Source organism: Variovorax sp. H27-G14, from assembly GCF_046156345.1.
Taxonomy (GTDB): Bacteria; Pseudomonadota; Gammaproteobacteria; order Burkholderiales; family Burkholderiaceae_C; genus Variovorax.
Genome location: NZ_JAYLVN010000007.1, coordinates 217842 through 234995, shown reverse-complemented (window position 1 = coordinate 234995; position 17154 = coordinate 217842). Strand labels below are relative to the sequence as shown.

Genomic DNA, 17154 nt, shown 5'->3' with positions numbered 1-17154 from the left:
TTTGTTCGGCAAGGGCTGCTACCTAAAATCAGGACCCATCAGAAATTCCGATAAGTCGAATGAACCTGAGCCTCGATCAACTCGTGGTCTTCGTTGCGGCAGCAAGGGAGAAGTCGTTCTCCGCGACCGCACGAACCTTGCGCAAGGCGCAGTCCGCCGTGAGCACGGCAATCGGCGACCTGGAGATCGATCTGGGTGTGACGCTGTTCGATCGCACGGGTCGGTATCCGGTGCTGACGCCGGCGGGCGAGGCCTTGCTGACAGAGGCGGATGCCATCCTGTCGCACTGCAACAGCCTCAGGGAACGCGCCAGCGTGTTGACCACCCACTTCGAGACCAGCGTCACCATCGGGATCGAGGACGCCTTTCCGTGCGAGCAGATCGCGCCCGTGCTGACGGCGTTTCACAAGCGATTTCCCGGCGTCGAGATCAACATCGTTCAGCCGTCGAAAACCGACTTGCTCACCATGGTGCAGAACGGCGAAGCCATGCTCGGGCTGGGTTGCGCGCGGGCCCACTATCCGCAGGGGATGGAGTTTTGCCGCCTCGGACACGTGACGCTCGTCAACGCCGTGCACCAGAATCACCCGCTGTCGCGCACCAGGGACATCCGGTTTTCGCAGTTGGCGGACCATCTTCAACTGCTGCTGGAAGCGCAGTCGAAGCATTTGCTGACCAGCGAATACCTCAAGTCGCCCAAACGGGTCTATGTGCAGAGCAGCGTTGCGCTGCTGCAGTTGTTGAAGAGCGGCCTGGGTTGGTCCATCGTTGCGAAATGGCTGATTGCGAGCGAGCTTGCCGCCGGCGATCTCGTCGAAATGCAGCTCAAGGCCTACCCGTTCACCAAATGGACGGTGGGGCTCGATTTCACCTGGCGTACCGAGGCAAAGACGGGCGCTGTCTCGACCTGGCTCAAGACAGAACTCTCGCGCACGCGAATCTTCTGCTGAGGGTCGCGGCCAAATGAAAAAACCGGACGCTGCTTTCGCAGGGTCCGGTTTTTTGGCGGCTGACCAAAGCGGCTTGCGCCGCCGTCGATTACAGGCCGGCTTGGCGCGTGAAGGTTCGGGCCTTGGCTTGGGCAGGCACCACGCTGTCGGCGAACGATTCGCGGCGCAGGTTCTGGCCTGGTGCGTGGGCAGCGGCAACGGCTTCGGTGCGGATGGTGGCGCGGTCGGCCGATGCGGTCAGGGCGGGTGCCACGGTCGAGGAGATGCCGTCACCGTAGGTATTGCCGGCGCGGGCGGCAGCCACTGCTTGCGGTGCCACGTCGGCACGGCTGTAGCCGGAGGTCACGGCTTGCACGCCTTCGTAGGTTTCTGCATGGGCGCCAGCGGCGGCGAGCAGGGACAGAGCGGCGGCGGCGAGGATCTTCGAGGTGTTCATTTCAATTCCTTCTTTACTGGGCTTTTTGTGTGCCGCAAGTGTGCACCCCGATTGCTAGGGAAAACCCTATTCAATCGAATCGCAGTGTTCATGAAATTGAAACAATGACGAGGAACTTTCTGACGTCGCTAACTCAACTGCCCTTTCGTGTGCCAAAACTGGCATTTCGTGCAAATCTTTGAAGCACGTTGCATGCCAGTCGCCGCACCCTCAAGACTTCGGCCAGCCGCGCACCAGCGTGCGCAGCGCCACCCCGCCGCTGCCCTTGACCTCGGCCCGGTAGGTGCCCACCAGGGCTTCGCGCTCGGCCGCGGTCTGCGGCTCGTTGCGCCAGGCCAGCAGCACGGCAACGTCGGCATCGGTCAAGGCCGCAATCAGCGCCTGGGTGATCTGCTTCTCGAACTCGCGCGCCACGATCATCAGGTTGCGCGGGCGCGTGGAGGTCACGCCACGCGACCACAGGGTGTCCAGCGCCATGTCCAGCGTGCTGTCGGGCAGCCCGCTGAGCTGGGCGCCGTTGCCGCGCGCCAGTTGCTTGACCACCGCGCTCATGAGCAGCTGGCTCGAGAAGTCGATGTCCCGCACGTCGCCCACGGCCATGCGTTCGAGCAGCTCGGTGCGCGCAGGGTCTGCGGGGCGGGCACGCTCGCGGTTGAAGAATTCGGCACGGCCGGCCTCGCTCATGGCGAGGTAGTCGGTGCGCAGCTTCGCGAAGCGGGCCACGGCGGCCCGCAGTTCGGGGCTGGGGGCGGGGGCGCCGTTGCCGGCCGATGCCACTTCCTGCTGGATGGCCGCGACCGACGCCTTGGCGTTGAAGGCACGCGTTGCGGCCGCATCGAGTGCCTTCAGGGCCTTGCCTGCGATGGCGGCATCGTCAGGGTCCAGCAGTTCCTTCGCACCGCGCGCCACCGCGCCCGGCGCATACGAAGCCTGGTAGCGCGCGGGCACGCCTTCGAACTGCAGCAGTGCCTCCGCGCGGCTTTGCGCCCAGCCCACCAAGGGGGCAGCGAGCAATGCTGGCAACAGAAGAAGTACGGGGAAACGGGCGGGCGAAAAGAAAGAGAGGCGGTTCAGGGCAAGCATGGCGCCATTATTGGCGCGCAGGCATGACCCCGCCCTGCCCCGTCTCTCTGCTGGCCGCTCAGGCCGTCGCGAGTTCCGCGCGAAACAGCCTGGCCGCGGTAACCATGTTCGACAGCGCCGCCTCGGTCTCGGGCCAGCCGCGGGTCTTCAGGCCGCAGTCGGGGTTGATCCACAGGTTCTGGTGCGGCACCACGGCCGCGGCCTTGCGCATGAGGCGCACGATTTCGTCGACCGAGGGCACGCGCGGCGAATGGATGTCGTACACGTCCGGGCCAATCTCGTTCGGGTAGCGAAAGCCCCCCGCATTTTTTTCACCACCAAAGCCGCGCAGCAGTTCCATGTCGGAGCGGCTCGTTTCAATGGTGATCACGGCGGCGTCCATCGCGGCAATTTCCGGCAGGATGTCGAGCGCGACGGTGCCTTCGGCGCCGTGGTTGCAGCTGTCGTCGTGCACATGGCCGGCTTCGCTCTCCACGCCGCGCGCCATCTTGAAGTAGCGCGACAACTCCGGTTCGTCGCCCCGAAAAGTCGAAGCGCGCGTAGGGCTGCCTTGCTCTTTCCCCCTTTGGGGGAGGGAGCGAAGGCTAAAACCGCGTGCCCACCGACAACCGCACCATGTTCTGCGAGGTGAAGTTCACCTTCGGGTCGTACGCCGCACGAACGAACCAGCGCGGCCAGTCGTAGGTGACGGTGAGGCCGGCACGGCGAATGAACTGCCCGTCGACCGTGCCCTGCTTGGCCAGCAGGTCGAGGGTCAGGCGCTGCCGCTCGGGCAGCGGCAGGCGGTAGACCAGGTGCACGTCTTGCTGATCGGGGTTCAGGCGGTTGTCGCGAATCAGCGAAAGCGACAGCGCCGTGCCGTCCGTCCACTTGTAGCCGCCGTACACCGTGTACGAATCGTTCGGGTCGAAGTTCAGGTTCGCATAGTTGCGCAGGTTGGTGCGGCCCAGCCCCGTGCCCACGAACCAGCTGTCGCCTGTTTCCACCGCCAGGCTGCCGCCCACGAACCCGCCGGACGCCGCCTGCAGCGACGGCAGCACCCGCACCGGCCCCCAGGTGAAGGTGTGGTCCCAGCCCGCGCGCGGCTGCGCGAAGTCGAGCACCGGCGAGCGGAACCAGCCGATCCACACATTGCCGTCGCCGTAGGTGTAGCGCAGGTTCAGGTCCAGCCCCGGCCCTGCGGGCAGACCGCCGCCCGACACGCGGTAGGCGCCCACGGTGAGCTTGAACGGCGGCTCGGCCGCCTCGTCGTCCGCCCAGGCGGCGGGTGCAAGGCACAGCAGTGCCATGGCCGCGAAGCGGTGGTGCGTGCGTGTCATGGCGTTCAGAACAGGCTCGCGCCAATGTTGATGAGCAACGCCAGCACCGTGGTGTTGAACAGGTACGCCAGGATGCAGTGCACCGAGCCGATGCGCCGCATCGGCTTGGACACGAAGGACACGTCCGCTGTCTGGCCCGAGGTGCCGATCACCGCCGAGAAGTAGAAGAAGTCGCCGTAGGTGGGCGCGTCGTCTTCCGGGAACTGGATGCCGGGCTTGCGCCCCTTGCCGTCGTCAGCGTCTGCCGCGTAGTAGTCGTGCGCGTAGTGCAGCGTGAACATGATCTGCGTGAACGCCCACGACGACACCACCGTGAGCCCCGCCAGCGCAACGTGCGCGATCTTCTCCAGGCCGTGCATGTCCTTCACCACCGCCAGCTCGCCGCCGATGGCCGCCAGGCTCGCAATGGCCGACACCACCACCAGCACCAAAATGACGATCTGCCCCTCGTCCTGCATCTTGGCGCGGTAGCGCATGTGCTGCTGCGACGACCGCGTCATCATGATGGCCGCCAGCAGCACATACAGGCAGGCGCCCGTGTTCCAGGCGATCAGCAGGCGCGTGACCAGATGCGCCTCGATGGCCGAGGGCAGCAGCATGCCGACCGCGATGGCGATGGCCGTGGCAATGAACAGGCGCGGGCGAACTGCCAACTGGCGCAGGAGCGGGTGTCTTGGAATTTTCATGGGCGGTGAGAAGCGGCTCACCCGCCTTTGCGGCGCGGTGGCATGGAAGCGGCCTGACCGCGGTATGGAGGTCTGCCCCGCGACTGTCGTTGAAGCAGTCTTGCGGCGACCTGACGAAACCGCATTTTTGCAACGGCGCAGCGGGGTACAGTCGGGAATGATTCAACCACCACCCGCCGTTCCTGCTCCCATTCCCGCCCCCGCGACGCCCTCCACGGCAGCCACTCCCCAGCTCACGGAAAACCAGGCGTTCACCCGCGCCTGGGTTCTTTTCTTTGTGCTGTTCGTCGTGGTGATCGGGGTGCTCTGGGCTCTGAAGGCCCACTACGGCTGATCGCCCCGGCGCTCTTCAAGAAGGCTTCTGCACCAGCTTCAGCACGCTCGAGAAATCGAGCGCGCCATGGCCCGCGAGGCTGTGTGCCGCGTACAGGCTGCGTGCCAGGCCGCCCAAGGGCGTGGCAGCGCGCACCGCAGCAGCGTTTTCCTGCGCCAGGCCCAGGTCCTTGAGCATCAGGTCGGTGCCAAAGCCGCCGGCATAGTTCTTCGAGGCCGGCGAGGTTTCCATCACGCCGGGCATCGGGTTGTACTTTTCAAGTGCCCAGTTGCCGCCCGAGCTGCGCCGCATGATCTCGCTCAGCACCTTCGGGTCGAGCCCGTTGGCCACGCCCAGCGCCAGCGCTTCCGACGTGCCGATCATCAAGATACCCAACAGCATGTTGTTGCAGATCTTCGCGGTCTGCCCCGCGCCGGCCGCGCCGGCGTGGAAGATGTTGGCGCCCATCTTCTCGAGCACCGGGCGCGCGCGCTCCAGGTCCTTGGTTTCGCCGCCGACCATGAAGGTCAGCGTGCCGGCAATGGCACCACCGGTGCCGCCCGACACGGGCGCGTCGATCATCGCAATGCCCTTGGCGTTGGCCGCCTCGGCCACCTTGCGCGACGTGGCCGCGGCGATGGTGCTGCTGTCGATCACCAGCGTGCCGGCGCGGATGCTGTCGAGCAGGCCGGGCTTGCCCGCGCCGCCGAGGAACAGGCCCTCCACATGCGCGCTGGCCGGCAGCATGCTGACGACCACGTCGGCACCTGCCACCGTCTCGGCCGCCGAATTGGCGATGGGCAGGCCTTGGCCGCCGAACTTCTTGCAGGCTTCGTCCGACAGGTCGAACGCGCTGAGCGTATGGCCGGCCTTGAGCAGGTTCAGGGCCATGGGGCCGCCCATGTTGCCCAGGCCGATGAAAGCGATCTTCATGTGTCTTGTCTCCGTTGTTCTGTGCAGTGAAGGGTGAGGGTCAGCTCAGCGACGCCAACTCAGGCGGCATCTCGCCGCGCGGACGCAAGTGGTCGTCGATGAAGGCGGGCGTGATCTCCTCGAGCGTGGCCGGGTTCCAGCGCGGGTTGCGGTCCTTGTCGACCAGCACCGCGCGAATGCCTTCGGCGAAGTCCTTGTGCGCGCAGAAGCCCAGCGAGGCCCAGTACTCCAGGCGGAACACCTCCGCCAGCGACATGCGCGGCACACGCTGCCACAGCTCGAAGCTCAGCGCGGCCGAGCTCGGCGCGCCCTTGGCGAAGGTCTTGGCAGCGGACTGAAGCCACGCGTCGTCGCTTTGCAGTTCGCGCATGCGCTTGGCAATGTCGAGCAGGTCGTCGCCGGCCATCAAAGCATTCAGGGTGTCGTAGTGCTCGCGCACCTTCGAAGGCGGCATTTCGGCGCCCTCGCCGGCCTTGGCCAGAATGCGCGACAGCGTGGCGCGGTCGGCCTTGGCGTCGCCGCCAGTCCATTGCGTGGACGCGATGGCCGCGAGCACGTCGGCCTTGCGCTCTTGCGGCACCAGCACATCGGCCAGGCCGCAGAAGATGGTGTCGTGCGCATTGATGTTGGCGGCGGTGAGCGCCAGGAACAGACCGGTGCGGCCCGGCGTGCGGCGCAGGAACCAGCTGCCGCCCACGTCGGGGTACAGGCCGATATTGATCTCTGGCATGGCGATGCGGCTTTGCAGCGTCATCACGCGGTGCGAGGCGCCGGCCAGCAGACCCACGCCGCCACCCATCACGATGCCGTGGCCCCAGCACAGAAAGGGCTTGGGGAAGGTGTGGATCAGGTGGTCGAGCTCGTACTCTTCGCGGAAGAAGTCTTCGGCGTAGGTGTTGCGCGCGGGGCCGCAGTCGAGCAGCGTCTGGTAGAGCTGACGCAGGTCGCCGCCGGCGCAGAAGGCCTTCTCGCCCGCCGCCTGCAGCAGCACGCCGACGATGCCGGCGTCTTGTGCCCACTCGCGCAGCTTGGGCGTGAGCAGACGCACCATGTCCACGGACAGTGCGTTGAGCGAGGCGGGTGAATTGAGCGTGGCCACCGCAAAGCGCTGGCCATCGGCGGTCTTGATTTCGTCGAAGAGAACTACGTTGTCGGTCATTGTTTGAAAGATTCCAGGTGCACGACGCTCAGCGGATGTCGCTGTCGCCTTCGAGCAATTTTCGCGCAACGATGACGCGCATGATTTCGTTCGTGCCCTCCAGGATCTGGTGCACGCGGGTGTCGCGCACCAGCCGCTCCAGCGGGAACTCGCTCAGGTAGCCGTAGCCGCCATGCAGTTGCAGCGCGTCGTTGCAGACGTTGAAGCCCGCATCGGTCGCAAAGCGCTTGGCCATCGCGCAGTAGGTGCTGGCGTCGGCATGGCCCGCGTCCAGCTTGCTCGCGGCCAGGCGCACCATCTGGCGCGCCGCCACCAGCTCGGTCGCCATGTCGGCCAGCTTGAACTGCAGCGCCTGAAAACTCGCCAGCGGCTTGCCGAACTGCTGGCGCTCATGCAGGTAGCGGCGTGCCGCGTCGAGCGCGCCCTGCGCCGCGCCCACCGAGCAGGTCGCGATGTTGATGCGCCCGCCGTCCAGTCCCTTCATCGCAATGCGAAAGCCCTCGCCTTCCTTGCCCAGCAAGTTGTGCGCGGGCACGCGCACGTTGTCGAAGTTGATGGTGCGCGTGGGCTGGCTGTTCCAGCCCATCTTGTGCTCCTTCTTGCCGTAGCTCACGCCCGGCGCATCGGCCGGCACCGCAAAGGCCGAGATACCGCTCGCGCCCGCGCCGCCCGTGCGCGCCATCAGCACCAGCACGTCGGTCGCGCCCGCACCGGAGATGAAGGCCTTGCCGCCGTTGATGACGTACTCGGTGCCCTGCAACTCGGCGCGCGTCTTGAGCGAGCCCGCGTCCGACCCGGCGCCCGGCTCGGTGAGGCAGTACGACGCCAGCTTGCGTCCGCTGGTCAGGTCTTCGCCCCACTGCTGCGCCACGGCGTCTGTCGCCCAGGTGCCAAGCATCCAGGTCGCCATGTTGTGGATGGTGATGAAGGCCGTGGTCGAGGGGTCGACCGCGGCCATCTCCTCGAACACCAGCGCCGCATCGAGCCGCGGCAGTCCCAGCCCGCCGATGCGCTCGGGCGCATAGAGCCCGCAAAAGCCCAGCTCGCCGGCCTTGGCAATGGCCTCCTTGGGGAAGATGGCCTCGGCGTCCCACTGCGCCGCATGCGGCGCGAACTCGGCCTGCGCAAAGGCGCGCGCGCTCTGCGCAAAGGCGTTCTGTTCCTCGGACAGTTCGAAATTCATTGCTCGCGCCCCTTCCAGCGGTCCAGTTCAGCGGTTCGTTTGCGGGTTGATTTTTCCAGGCATGCGTTGAACACCAGCGGCCAGATGGAGCCGCCCTCGCTGGCTTTGGACGCACGCTTGCAATTGGCGTCGCGGCCTTTGAGCCAGGCCCGCTGCTCGGTGCGCAGCGCCACGCGCATCTGCGAGGAGAGCGTGTTCATCACCTCGCCGTAGCGGATGTTGAGCTCGGCGTCGGCCGCACGAAAATCGCGCGCCGCGCACTCGTTCATCTGCATCTGGTTGCCGTTGGGGTTGCAACCCTCCGGGTCGGCATCGGCAGCGGCCTGCGCATTGCCACAAAGCAACGCCACCGCCGCCACCGCGCCCCAGGCGGCAGCGCGAAGCCCTGGCCTCATTTGAGGCTGATGGTGGTGTTGACGCCGTGGCTCACGGTGCTGTCGTCGAACCAGCGCGCCGTGACCGTCTTGGTCTGCGTGTAGAACATGATCACCTGCTTGCCGTACGGGCCCAGGTCACCGAGCTTCGATGCACGCGAGCCGGTGAACGAGAACATCGGAACCGGCACCGGAATCGGCACGTTGATGCCGACCTGGCCAATGTCGATGTCTTCCTGGAAGCGGCGCGCCGCGGCACCCGACTGCGTGAAGATGGCCGTGCCGTTGCCATTCGGGTTGCTGTTGATCATCTCGATGGCTTCGTCGATGGTCTCGGCATCTGCCACGCACAGCACCGGGCCAAACACTTCCTGGTCATAGATCGTCATGCCGGGCTTCACGCCGGTGAAGATCGTCGGGCCGACGAAGTTGCCCTTCTCGTAGCCGGGCACAGTAGGCTTGCGGCCGTCGAGCACCAGCTTGGCGCCATCGGCCTCGCCGCGTTCGATCAGGCTGTTCACACGGTCGTAGGCAGCGCAAGACACCAGCGGGCCCACGTCCACGCCCTTCTCGGTGCCCGCGCCAATCTTCAGCGTCTTGGCCTTCGCGATGAGTTCGGGCACCCAGTTGCGCGCCTCGCCCACCAGCACCGCCACCGACACCGCCATGCAGCGTTGGCCGGCTGCGCCAAAGCTCGCACCGGCGATGGCGTTGAGCGTTTGCTCCTTGTTGGCGTCGGGCATCACGATGGCGTGGTTCTTCGCGCCCATCATGCATTGCGCGCGCTTGCCGGCCAGCGTGGCGCGGTTGTAGACGTGCGTGCCGACCTTGGTCGAGCCCACGAAGCTGATCGCCTTGATGTCCTTGTGGTCGCAAATGCCGTTGACGATGGCCTCGCCACCATGAATCACGTTCAGCACGCCGGGCGGAATGCCGGCTTCCATCGCCAGCTCGCACAGGCGCATGGTAACCATAGGGTCTTGCTCGGAAGGCTTCAGCACGAAGGTGTTGCCGGTGACGATGGCCATGGGGAACATCCACAGCGGAATCATCGCGGGGAAGTTGAACGGCGTGATGCCGGCGCACACGCCCAGCGGCTGCAGCAGCGTGTAGGTGTCCACACCGTTGGCCACGTTGTTGGCCAGTTCGCCGAGTTGCAGGTTGCCGATGTTCGATGCGTGCTCCACCACTTCGAGGCCGCGGAACACATCGCCTTCGGCGTCCGGCAGCGTCTTGCCCTGTTCGGCCGTGAGGATGGCGGCCAGCTCGCCCATGTTCTCGCGAATGAGTTGCTGCAGCTTCAGGAAGATGCGGGCGCGCGTGCCGATGGGGGTCTTGCGCCAGGTCTTGAAGGCTTCCTTGGCGGAGGCGACGGCGGCGTCCAGCTCGGCCGGCGTGGCGAAGGGCACGCGGGCCAGCACCTCTTGCGTGGCCGGGTTGACGACGTCGCGCCATTCGGTGGTCTTGGATTCGACCAGCTTGCCGCCGATCAAAAGCTTGACGGTGGCGATCTGGGCTGCGGGCTTGACTTTGGCGTCCATGGGTTTTGTCTCCTGGGGGATGAAATACGGTTCAGCCGTGCATGCTAGCTTTGCAAAATTGCCATGGCAATAGACAAATACGCACCGTCGATCTGCATAATTGCAGACCATGGACTGGGACAACCTGCGCTACTTTCTGGAACTCGCACGCTCGGGCACGCTCATGAGCGCGGCCCGGCGGCTGGAGGTCGACCACACCACCGTGGCAAGGCGCATTCAGGCGCTGGAGAAGGAGGTGGGCGCGCCGCTGTTCTCGCGCGAGTCGGGCGGGCATCGGCTCACGGAGGCGGGGCGAAGGCTGCAGCCGCAGGTGGAGGCCATGGAGGGCGCGTTCCGCGCGGTGGAGAGCACGGCGAGCGCATCGCACGAAGGGCTGTCGGGCCTGGTGCGCATCGGCGCGACCGAGGGTTTCGGCACGGTGATCCTGGCGCCGCAGCTGGCCTTGTTCGCACGGGAGCACCCCCGGCTCACCATCGACCTGCTGGCCATGCCGCGGCTGGTGCACCTGTCGCGGCGCGAGGCCGACATCGTCATCTCGCTGGAGCGGCCCGCGCGCGGGCCGGTGGTGGTGAGCAAGCTCACCGACTACACGCTGCGGCTCTATGCGTCGAAAAAATACCTGGCCGCGCACAAGCCCATCAAGACCCGCGAAGACCTGCGTGGCCACACCTTCATCAGCTACGTGGACGACCTGCTCTTCAGCAAGGAGCTGCAGTACCTGGACGAACTGCATCGCCCCGACACCTTCGCGCTGCGCAGCACCAGCGTGCTGGCGCAGCACAGCGCGGTGGCCGCCGGTGCGGGCATGGCGGTGCTGCCGGCCTTCATTGCGCAGAACGACAGTGCGCTGAAGCCCGCGCTGCCGGGCCAGGCAACCTTCACGCGGACCTTCTGGATGTCGATGCCCGCGGAGACCAAGCACCTGGTGCGCATGCAGGCGGTGTGGGAGTTCTTGCGCAGCACAGCGCAGGCGCAGCACAAGCTGTTGCTTTTGCCTCTGGGCTGAGGGCGCACTCGAAGCGCCTCAGCGCTTGGGCGGCGCGATGGCCGGAAAGTTCTGCGCCACAAACTCGACCACGAAGGCCTGCGGGTCCACGCGCAGGTTCTCGGTTTCCGCATGGTCGAGGTAGCGGCGCCAGAAGTGCCGCACCATGTCGGGCACATCGTCGGCAAAGCCCATCTGGCCGGCGACGATCTCCTGCCAGGTTCCTGTCGCGAGAAACGTCTGCGCAAGCCTGGGCTCCAGCGCTTCCAGCGTCTCGCGCTTGGTGTCGTCGAGCTGCTCGATGGCGTCCAGCACCCAGCAATCCACCAGCCGCAGCAGCGGCCTTCCTTCGTATCTGCTCATCGTCCGCTCCTGCGGTGTTCAAGAAAAAATGCGTTTCCACAGACCGGGGCGTGCCACCGGTTCGGCCGCGCCTGTCGCGGCCTGGGCCTCGGCCTGCTCCAGCAGTTCGATCAACCCTTCGACGCGCGGCTTCCTGAGCCGGCGCGCGTACGCAAGGTAGCTCTCCTCCTCGTCCACGGTGTAGAGCTGCGGCGGCATCGGCAGGCCCCGCACACCGCCCAGCAGCACGCGCAAGGCGTCGAGCTGGTTCATGCGAATGGCGCTCATGAGGGCGGTTTCGCCGAGCGAGGGCACGATCTCGTTCGCGCCCGCCAGGCCCGCCGCAAGCAACGGCGCAATGGCTGCAGCGTCACCCGCCACCGCCGCCGTGCCCAAAGCTTCCAGCGCGGCCAGCTTCTCCGGCGAAAGGCTGGCCTTGTAGGCATCGCCGCGCTTGTCGTTCTCGTCGCGCGCGTCGCCGCCGGTAATGGTCATGAAGTCGGTCACCAGCGCCACGGGTTCGCCCGCCGCGTCGAGGGCCCAGAAGCTGGGGTAGCTGCCGTCGCCCCAGCCCGCGCTGAAGATCACCAGGTTGTTGGCGCCGCCCGCGCCCGCGGGGTAGTGGTCGGCGATGTGGGCGTCGCCCATTTCGCCGGCCAGCACGTCGTCGTAGTAGCTGGTGAAGTCGGGGCGGGCGGCCTCCTGGGCTTCGCGCTGCGACATGGCGAGCGCCGCATCGGCGTCCATGAAACAGCCGACGCCGGCGTCCACCGGGTAGCCGTGGAATTCGTCGTCGCCGAGTTCGGCTTGCGACTGGCCGTCGATCAACGCCGGCTCCCATTGCAGGCCCTCAGCGCGCAGGCCGTCGCGTTCGCGCAGCCACAGCACCGCCAGCGCATGGCAGCCGTGGTCATGCAGCACCTCGACGGGGAAAGCGCCGCGCGCTTGCAGCTCACGCGCGAAGGGTTGGCGCTCGGGTTGCACCAGCGGATCGCACGCCACGATGCGCCCGCTTGTGATGTGCAACACGCCGCACGGCTGACGTTGCAGATGGTGCGCGCGCAAGGTTTCGTAGTCTTGAAAGATCGCTTGCAGGTTGTCGGTATCTAGATAAGGCATGCGCCCAGTTTCTCATTCCCCGCCGAGGGCGGGCCACACCGGCGGATGGCTGCCCGGCGGCATCGACGGGCGCGGCCACGCGCCGGGCGTGCGCGACAGCTGCGCGCTGTGCCGCAACGCGGCCAGTTCGCCGAAGCCGGAGGCCGAGGTTTCGACGTAAGGTTTCAGGTCCGGTTTGGCGATCGACAGCCCGCCCGGCACGCGCCCCAGTCCACGCAGCCACTGCCCCGTTTGCGCCAACGACACCTGCACATGCCAGCTGCCGCCCTCCTGCTGCTGGCGCCTGAGCGCGGCGGCCGCGCCGAAGGCGATCAGGTAGCCGGTCGCCTCGTCGAGGATCTGCATGGGCAGCGGCCTGGGCTTGCCGTCTCCCGCTGCTTCGCTTTCCGCATGGTTGAAGCCCATGGCGGTCTGCACCAGCGAATCGAAACCGCGTCGGCCGGCCCACGGGCATTGCGTGCCGTAGGCGGTGAGCGACACGCACACGATGCCCGGCCGCAGCCGCGCCAGTTCGGCCGGCCCGAAGCCCAGCGACGCGACACCGCCGGGCCGGTAGCCCTGCACGAACACATGCGCGTCGGCAGCGAGTTTCTGCAGCGCTGCGCGGCCTTCGTCGGTGCGCAGGTCGACATGCGCAGAGAGCTTGCCGCGGCTGGTGTCGGCAATCGATTCGATGTTCGGCAGGTGCGGCGAATTGACCAGCATCACGTCTGCGCCATAGGCCGCCAGCGCGCGGCCACCGACCGGCCCGGCCAGGATGCGCGTGAGATCGAGCACGCGCACACCGGTGAGCGGGCGCTGGTCTTCGTGCAGCGGCGGCAGCGCGCGCGGCGGTGCGTCGCCGATGCGCTCGATGGTGAAGAGCGGCTGGGCCGCAATGGCCTGGCCTTGCGGCGTGGCGTCCCATTCGTCGAAGCGGCGCAGCGCGGTGGCCACCAGGCCTTGCGCGGCGGCGGCGTCTTCGAAATCCTTCGCGCGCCAGGTGGCCATGGCCGCTTCGGCATCCGCGCGCGTGGCTGTCGCGGGGTCGAGCTTCAGCAGCCGCAGCGCGCCGTCGCGGTGGTGCGCAAAGTTGGCGTGAACGCGCACCCAGCCGTCCGCGCAGCGGTACAGGCCCGAGAAGGTGTCCCACAGGTCGGGCACGCGGCCGTCGAGGCTGAACCAGCCGGTGCAGTCGAGCGCCGCATGCTGCATGTCGACCTCGACCTGCTGGCGTGCCGTGCCGCGCAGATGCCCCAGCTCGCAGGCGGCCAGTGCCGCCGCGGCGATGGTGCTCTGCGCCGCCGCGCCCACCGCAAAGGACGACGGCAGCACCGGGTCGGCGCCCGTGAGCCGCACCCATGACAGAGCCTCTTCGGGCAGACCGGCCTGTCGCCAGATACCACCCAGCGCTTCGCTCGCATTCATTGCATGTTCTCCATCAAAGCAAAAAGGCAGGGCCCGCTCTCGCGGCCCTGCCCTTGGTTGTTGTCGCGTAAGGCCGCCGTATGGGCCTTACTGGATGAGCTTGGCGCCCGTCTTGGCCTGCAGCGCGTCGAAGCTCACGCCCGGTGCCAGCTCGACGACCTTCAGGCCTTCGGGCACCACGTCCATCACGGCCAGGTCGGTGATGATGCGGTCGACCACGCCCACACCGGTCAGCGGCAGGCTGCACTTCTCGAGGATCTTGAGATCTTCGGTGCCGTCTTTCTTCTTGGCCACGTGTTCCATGAGCACGATCACGCGCTTCACGCCGGCCACCAGGTCCATGGCGCCGCCCATGCCCTTGACCATCTTGCCGGGGATCATCCAGTTAGCCAAGTCGCCGGTGGCGCTGACCTGCATCGCACCCAGGATCGACAGGTTGATCTTGCCGCCGCGAATCATCGCAAAGCTGTCATGGCTGCCGAAGATGGCCGAGCCGGGCAGCGTGGTGACGGTCTGCTTGCCGGCGTTGATGAGGTCGGCGTCGACGTTGTCTTCGGTCGGGAACGGGCCGATGCCCAGCATGCCGTTCTCGCTCTGCAGCCATACCTCCTTGGTGCCCGTGTGGTTGGCCACCAGCGTCGGAATGCCGATGCCCAGGTTCACGTAGAAGCCGTCTTCGAGTTCTTGGGCGGCACGGGCCGCCATCTGGTCTTGGGTCCAGGGCATCTCAGGCTCCTTCTTTCTTGTTGGCGGGGACGGTGGGCACGGGCACTTCGGCACTGGCGGCGGCCTGCGCGATGACGGCCTGGGCCTCGACCTTGGCCGCGGCCACGTCCACCGGGGCGGCGGCGCTCACGGTGCGCTTTTCGATGCGCTTCTCGGGGTTGGCGTTCAGCACGATGCGGTGCACGTAGATGCCCGGCAGGTGAATGTCGTCGGGGGCCAGTTCGCCCACTTCGACGATTTTCTCGACTTCCACGATGCAGACCTTGCCGGCCATGGCGGCGGCCGGGTTGAAGTTGCGTGCCGTCAGACGAAAGCGCAGGTTGCCCGACTTGTCTGCCACGTCGGCCTTCACCAGCGCCACGTCGGGCACCAGCGAATGTTCCATCACGTAGGTTTCGCCGTTGAACTCGCGCAGCTCCTTGCCCTCGGCCACTTGCGTGCCCACGCCGGTCTTGGTGAAGAAGGCCGGAATGCCCGCGCCGCCGGCGCGCAGCTTTTCGGCCAGCGTGCCCTGGGGCGTGAATTCAAGCTCGAGTTCGCCGGCCAGGTACTGACGCTCGAACTCCTTGTTCTCGCCGACGTAGGAGGCCACCATCTTCTTGATCTGGCGCGTTTCCAGCAGCTTGCCGAGGCCGAAACCGTCGACGCCCGCGTTGTTCGAGACCACGGTGAGGTCTTGCACGCCGGAGTCCTTCAGCGCGTCGATCAGCGCCTCGGGAATGCCGCAAAGGCCGAAGCCGCCGACCGCGAGCATTTGCCCGTCGGCCACGACTCCCTTGAGTGCCGCTTCTGCGGAGGGATAGATCTTGTTCACTCGGGCTCCTTGATGGATGAATGGAGAGTGGGTGGGGAAAGCCCTGAACGATACTACGTACCCGCATACGTAGTATTTCGTAATGGTGACCCCCGATGCCCGAGATCGATTACCGGCTGGCTTTTGAACATGCGCCCGTCGGCATGGTGGTTTCGAGCAACCGCACCATCGTCGCCTGCAACCTGCGGGTGTGCGAAATTTTCGGTGCAACGCCCCCGGCGCTGGTGGGGCATTCGTTCAGCATCCTGTACCCCAGCGTGGCCGAGTTCGAGCGCATCGGCAAGCGCATGGAACCCTTCCTGAACGCCAGCGGCAACTACGCCGACAACCGCATGATGAAACGCCTGGGCGGCCTGCACGGCTCCATTGCGGGCGAGACCTTCTGGTGCCACGTCACCGGCCATGCACTGAACCGCGAAGCGCCGCACGAGGCCGGCATCTGGACCTTCGAGGACCTGGGCTCGCGCCGCGCGGTGAAGGCCGAACTCACGCCGCGCGAACGCGAGGTGGCCGCGCAGGTGATGCGCGGGCTCACCTCCAAGGAAATAGGCAAGGCGCTGGGCATCAGCCACCGCACGGTGGAGCTGCACCGGGCACGGCTGATGCGCAAGTACGCAGCGGCCACCACGGCGGAGCTGGTGCAGAAACTTATAGCAGGCTGAAAGTTCCGCGTTGGACCGTTGCCAAAACGGAAACGCCGCGTCCTTGAAAGCGGCGATTCGGCGTGCGCCTCGCGGCCTATCGTGGAGGCATGCGGGCAAGCCGCCCGCACATCGCTCAAGGAGTCTGCAATGCCCACATCCCTTCATTCCGAAAAAAGCCTGCTGCTGCAAACCCAGGTGACCGTGGCGCGCGCGCATGCGCTGGCCGCGCAGCAGATGCCGATGGCGCTCACGCTGTCGGCCATCATTCTGTCGATCATCAACGTCAGGCTGTAGCGGCTGCGGGCGCCGACAGCGCCCTGCAGGAGCCCCTGAGGCTCAGCGCGGCTCCGGCTGTTGGCTCCACCAGTTCGGCTGCCGGTCGATGAACAGCGTGCAGTCCGGCACCACCAGCTTGCCGCCGGACCACGCGGGCCGCACCCGCTTCTGAAAGTGCGCTGACAACAGCACCGGCTCGCCCGGCATCGGCCGCACCCAGAGCCTGGAGCGCCTGTCGTAGCCGCCCGCGCTGTGCTCGCGACCGGCCTTGCGCCAGGTCTGCTGCGGCACATGCAGGCTGAAGGGCGCGTAGTGCACGGGGCGCAGCCACTGGCCCTGTGCCCAGTGGTAGACCCGCCCGAAGCAGGCCGCATGGCACCAGCGCTCCCAGGCGCAGGGGCTGTACCTGTCGAAGTCGAGCTCGCCGTCGGGCATCGCGACCCACACCACGGCGATGCCCAGGCGGTGGTAGTTGGCCGTTCGCGCCGCCACGTCGGCAACGCCCAGCACACTGCGCTGCACCTCGATCGCCACCGCCACGCCGGAGATGACGGCGAAGACATCGGCAACCGCACCGGGCAGGCGCTTCTCGACCTCCACATCGGTCACGTTGACTTCGGCGCGCAAGGCGTCGTGGATCGCGAGCTTCACGAGCAAGTGGTCTTCGGTTTCGCCGAAGCCCTGGCGGCACGCGATGGCGGCCTTGTGGGCGAAATGATGGACCCGGATCGGGCCCTTTCTCAGCATCATTTCGCCCGCGCACGCGGCGCAAGCGAACGGCCCGTGGCTGCGCTCGGCATCGCGGGCAAGCATCTTCAGACCGTCGGAGTGGCGCAGGGCTGTGAGCACGCGCGAGATCGTAAG

General features: G+C 66.6%; 20 protein-coding genes and 1 pseudogene. 5 read left to right on the top strand and 16 right to left on the bottom strand.

The features are described from left to right. Positions 1–59 precede the first annotated feature (59 nt). Positions 60–950: a LysR family transcriptional regulator gene (locus VLK31_RS19095; RefSeq protein ID WP_409170002.1), complete on the top strand. Its 891-nt coding sequence runs from the start codon at positions 60–62 to the stop codon at positions 948–950. An 88-nt stretch (positions 951–1038) separates the two neighbouring features. Here the strand turns inward: VLK31_RS19095 and VLK31_RS19090 are convergent, their stop codons facing one another. The 5 genes and pseudogenes from VLK31_RS19090 to VLK31_RS19070 form a co-directional block, all read right to left on the bottom strand. Then, positions 1039–1386 carry an alpha/beta hydrolase gene (locus tag VLK31_RS19090; RefSeq protein ID WP_409170001.1) on the bottom strand — a complete coding sequence of 116 codons (348 nt, stop codon included), beginning with the start codon at positions 1384–1386 and terminating at the stop codon, positions 1039–1041. A gap of 210 nt (positions 1387–1596) precedes the next feature. Further along, positions 1597–2400, bottom strand: coding sequence for a hypothetical protein (locus tag VLK31_RS19085; RefSeq protein ID WP_409170000.1), 804 nt, complete (start codon positions 2398–2400; stop codon positions 1597–1599). Positions 2401–2527: 127 nt separating this feature from the next. Beyond that, a pseudogene (locus VLK31_RS19080) lies at positions 2528–2875 on the bottom strand (5-methyltetrahydropteroyltriglutamate--homocysteine S-methyltransferase); the annotation flags it as partial. A gap of 178 nt (positions 2876–3053) precedes the next feature. Beyond that, entirely contained in the window at positions 3054–3788 is a 735-nt protein-coding gene (locus tag VLK31_RS19075; RefSeq protein WP_409169999.1) for a hypothetical protein, read from the bottom strand. Between the two features lie 5 nt (positions 3789–3793). Next, positions 3794–4474 carry a DUF1345 domain-containing protein gene (locus VLK31_RS19070; RefSeq protein ID WP_409169998.1) on the bottom strand — a complete coding sequence of 227 codons (681 nt, stop codon included), beginning with the start codon at positions 4472–4474 and terminating at the stop codon, positions 3794–3796. Between VLK31_RS19070 and VLK31_RS19065 the strand changes: the two genes are divergently transcribed. Then, positions 4473–4808 carry a hypothetical protein gene (locus tag VLK31_RS19065; RefSeq protein ID WP_409169997.1) on the top strand — a complete coding sequence of 112 codons (336 nt, stop codon included), beginning with the start codon at positions 4473–4475 and terminating at the stop codon, positions 4806–4808. The genes VLK31_RS19070 and VLK31_RS19065 overlap by 2 nt on opposite strands. Before the next feature lie 15 nt (positions 4809–4823). Here the strand turns inward: VLK31_RS19065 and mmsB are convergent, their stop codons facing one another. From mmsB to VLK31_RS19040, 5 genes are read right to left on the bottom strand one after another with little or no spacing between them, the layout of a single operon-like run. Then, a complete protein-coding gene (gene mmsB, locus VLK31_RS19060) occupies positions 4824–5720 on the bottom strand; it encodes a 3-hydroxyisobutyrate dehydrogenase (protein WP_409169996.1) in 897 nt (298 codons plus the stop codon). A 40-nt stretch (positions 5721–5760) separates the two neighbouring features. Then, positions 5761–6879: an enoyl-CoA hydratase/isomerase family protein gene (locus VLK31_RS19055; protein ID WP_409169995.1), complete on the bottom strand. Its 1119-nt coding sequence runs from the start codon at positions 6877–6879 to the stop codon at positions 5761–5763. A gap of 28 nt (positions 6880–6907) precedes the next feature. Next, entirely contained in the window at positions 6908–8062 is a 1155-nt protein-coding gene (locus VLK31_RS19050; RefSeq protein ID WP_409169994.1) for an acyl-CoA dehydrogenase family protein, read from the bottom strand. Beyond that, positions 8059–8457: a lysozyme inhibitor LprI family protein gene (locus VLK31_RS19045; RefSeq protein WP_409169993.1), complete on the bottom strand. Its 399-nt coding sequence runs from the start codon at positions 8455–8457 to the stop codon at positions 8059–8061. The genes VLK31_RS19050 and VLK31_RS19045 overlap by 4 nt, the downstream gene beginning before the upstream one ends. Further along, positions 8454–9977: a CoA-acylating methylmalonate-semialdehyde dehydrogenase gene (locus VLK31_RS19040; protein WP_409169992.1), complete on the bottom strand. Its 1524-nt coding sequence runs from the start codon at positions 9975–9977 to the stop codon at positions 8454–8456. Before VLK31_RS19040 ends, VLK31_RS19045 begins: the two co-directional genes overlap by 4 nt. A gap of 109 nt (positions 9978–10086) precedes the next feature. Here VLK31_RS19040 and VLK31_RS19035 point away from each other — a divergent pair, with 109 nt between their 5' ends. Beyond that, positions 10087–10983: a LysR substrate-binding domain-containing protein gene (locus tag VLK31_RS19035; RefSeq protein WP_409169991.1), complete on the top strand. Its 897-nt coding sequence runs from the start codon at positions 10087–10089 to the stop codon at positions 10981–10983. An 18-nt stretch (positions 10984–11001) separates the two neighbouring features. On the opposite strand, the gene VLK31_RS19030 is transcribed toward VLK31_RS19035, so the two are convergent. From VLK31_RS19030 to VLK31_RS19010, 5 genes are all read right to left on the bottom strand, one after another. After that, complete coding sequence (locus tag VLK31_RS19030) at positions 11002–11325, bottom strand: hypothetical protein (protein WP_409169990.1); 324 nt, start codon at positions 11323–11325, stop codon at positions 11002–11004. 18 nt (positions 11326–11343) lie between these two features. After that, the gene (locus VLK31_RS19025) at positions 11344–12423 is read right to left on the bottom strand and encodes a DUF4241 domain-containing protein (RefSeq protein ID WP_409169989.1); all 1080 of its coding nucleotides are present in this window, start codon (positions 12421–12423) and stop codon (positions 11344–11346) included. Positions 12424–12435: 12 nt separating this feature from the next. Continuing rightward, the gene (locus tag VLK31_RS19020; RefSeq protein WP_409169988.1) at positions 12436–13830 is read right to left on the bottom strand and encodes a CoA transferase; all 1395 of its coding nucleotides are present in this window, start codon (positions 13828–13830) and stop codon (positions 12436–12438) included. An 87-nt stretch (positions 13831–13917) separates the two neighbouring features. Further along, a complete protein-coding gene (locus tag VLK31_RS19015) occupies positions 13918–14556 on the bottom strand; it encodes a 3-oxoacid CoA-transferase subunit B (RefSeq protein ID WP_409169987.1) in 639 nt (212 codons plus the stop codon). Between the two features lies 1 nt (position 14557). Next, complete coding sequence (locus VLK31_RS19010) at positions 14558–15370, bottom strand: CoA transferase subunit A (RefSeq protein ID WP_409169986.1); 813 nt, start codon at positions 15368–15370, stop codon at positions 14558–14560. 95 nt (positions 15371–15465) lie between these two features. Between VLK31_RS19010 and VLK31_RS19005 the strand changes: the two genes are divergently transcribed. Beyond that, the gene (locus VLK31_RS19005) at positions 15466–16032 is read left to right on the top strand and encodes a LuxR C-terminal-related transcriptional regulator (protein ID WP_409169985.1); all 567 of its coding nucleotides are present in this window, start codon (positions 15466–15468) and stop codon (positions 16030–16032) included. Positions 16033–16161: 129 nt separating this feature from the next. After that, a complete protein-coding gene (locus tag VLK31_RS19000) occupies positions 16162–16308 on the top strand; it encodes a hypothetical protein (RefSeq protein ID WP_409169984.1) in 147 nt (48 codons plus the stop codon). Positions 16309–16350: 42 nt separating this feature from the next. Here VLK31_RS19000 and VLK31_RS18995 read toward each other — a convergent pair whose 3' ends face one another. Then, positions 16351–17139 carry a competence protein CoiA gene (locus VLK31_RS18995; RefSeq protein WP_409169983.1) on the bottom strand — a complete coding sequence of 263 codons (789 nt, stop codon included), beginning with the start codon at positions 17137–17139 and terminating at the stop codon, positions 16351–16353. Positions 17140–17154: the final 15 nt, after the last annotated feature.

Coding starts and splice junctions, on each gene's coding strand:
- VLK31_RS19025 (WP_409169989.1), bottom strand. CDS start 12,423: ATGCCTTATCTAGATACCGACAACCTGCAAGCGATCTTTCAAGACTAC.
- VLK31_RS19050 (WP_409169994.1), bottom strand. CDS start 8,062: ATGAATTTCGAACTGTCCGAGGAACAGAACGCCTTTGCGCAGAGCGCG.
- VLK31_RS19065 (WP_409169997.1), top strand. CDS start 4,473: ATGGGCGGTGAGAAGCGGCTCACCCGCCTTTGCGGCGCGGTGGCATGG.
- VLK31_RS19030 (WP_409169990.1), bottom strand. CDS start 11,325: ATGAGCAGATACGAAGGAAGGCCGCTGCTGCGGCTGGTGGATTGCTGG.
- VLK31_RS19040 (WP_409169992.1), bottom strand. CDS start 9,977: ATGGACGCCAAAGTCAAGCCCGCAGCCCAGATCGCCACCGTCAAGCTT.
- VLK31_RS19095 (WP_409170002.1), top strand. CDS start 60: ATGAACCTGAGCCTCGATCAACTCGTGGTCTTCGTTGCGGCAGCAAGG.
- VLK31_RS19000 (WP_409169984.1), top strand. CDS start 16,162: ATGCCCACATCCCTTCATTCCGAAAAAAGCCTGCTGCTGCAAACCCAG.
- VLK31_RS19015 (WP_409169987.1), bottom strand. CDS start 14,556: ATGCCCTGGACCCAAGACCAGATGGCGGCCCGTGCCGCCCAAGAACTC.
- VLK31_RS19020 (WP_409169988.1), bottom strand. CDS start 13,830: ATGAATGCGAGCGAAGCGCTGGGTGGTATCTGGCGACAGGCCGGTCTG.
- VLK31_RS19005 (WP_409169985.1), top strand. CDS start 15,466: ATGCCCGAGATCGATTACCGGCTGGCTTTTGAACATGCGCCCGTCGGC.
- VLK31_RS19035 (WP_409169991.1), top strand. CDS start 10,087: ATGGACTGGGACAACCTGCGCTACTTTCTGGAACTCGCACGCTCGGGC.
- mmsB (WP_409169996.1), bottom strand. CDS start 5,720: ATGAAGATCGCTTTCATCGGCCTGGGCAACATGGGCGGCCCCATGGCC.
- VLK31_RS19090 (WP_409170001.1), bottom strand. CDS start 1,386: ATGAACACCTCGAAGATCCTCGCCGCCGCCGCTCTGTCCCTGCTCGCC.
- VLK31_RS19075 (WP_409169999.1), bottom strand. CDS start 3,788: ATGACACGCACGCACCACCGCTTCGCGGCCATGGCACTGCTGTGCCTT.
- VLK31_RS19045 (WP_409169993.1), bottom strand. CDS start 8,457: ATGAGGCCAGGGCTTCGCGCTGCCGCCTGGGGCGCGGTGGCGGCGGTG.
- VLK31_RS19070 (WP_409169998.1), bottom strand. CDS start 4,474: ATGAAAATTCCAAGACACCCGCTCCTGCGCCAGTTGGCAGTTCGCCCG.
- VLK31_RS19055 (WP_409169995.1), bottom strand. CDS start 6,879: ATGACCGACAACGTAGTTCTCTTCGACGAAATCAAGACCGCCGATGGC.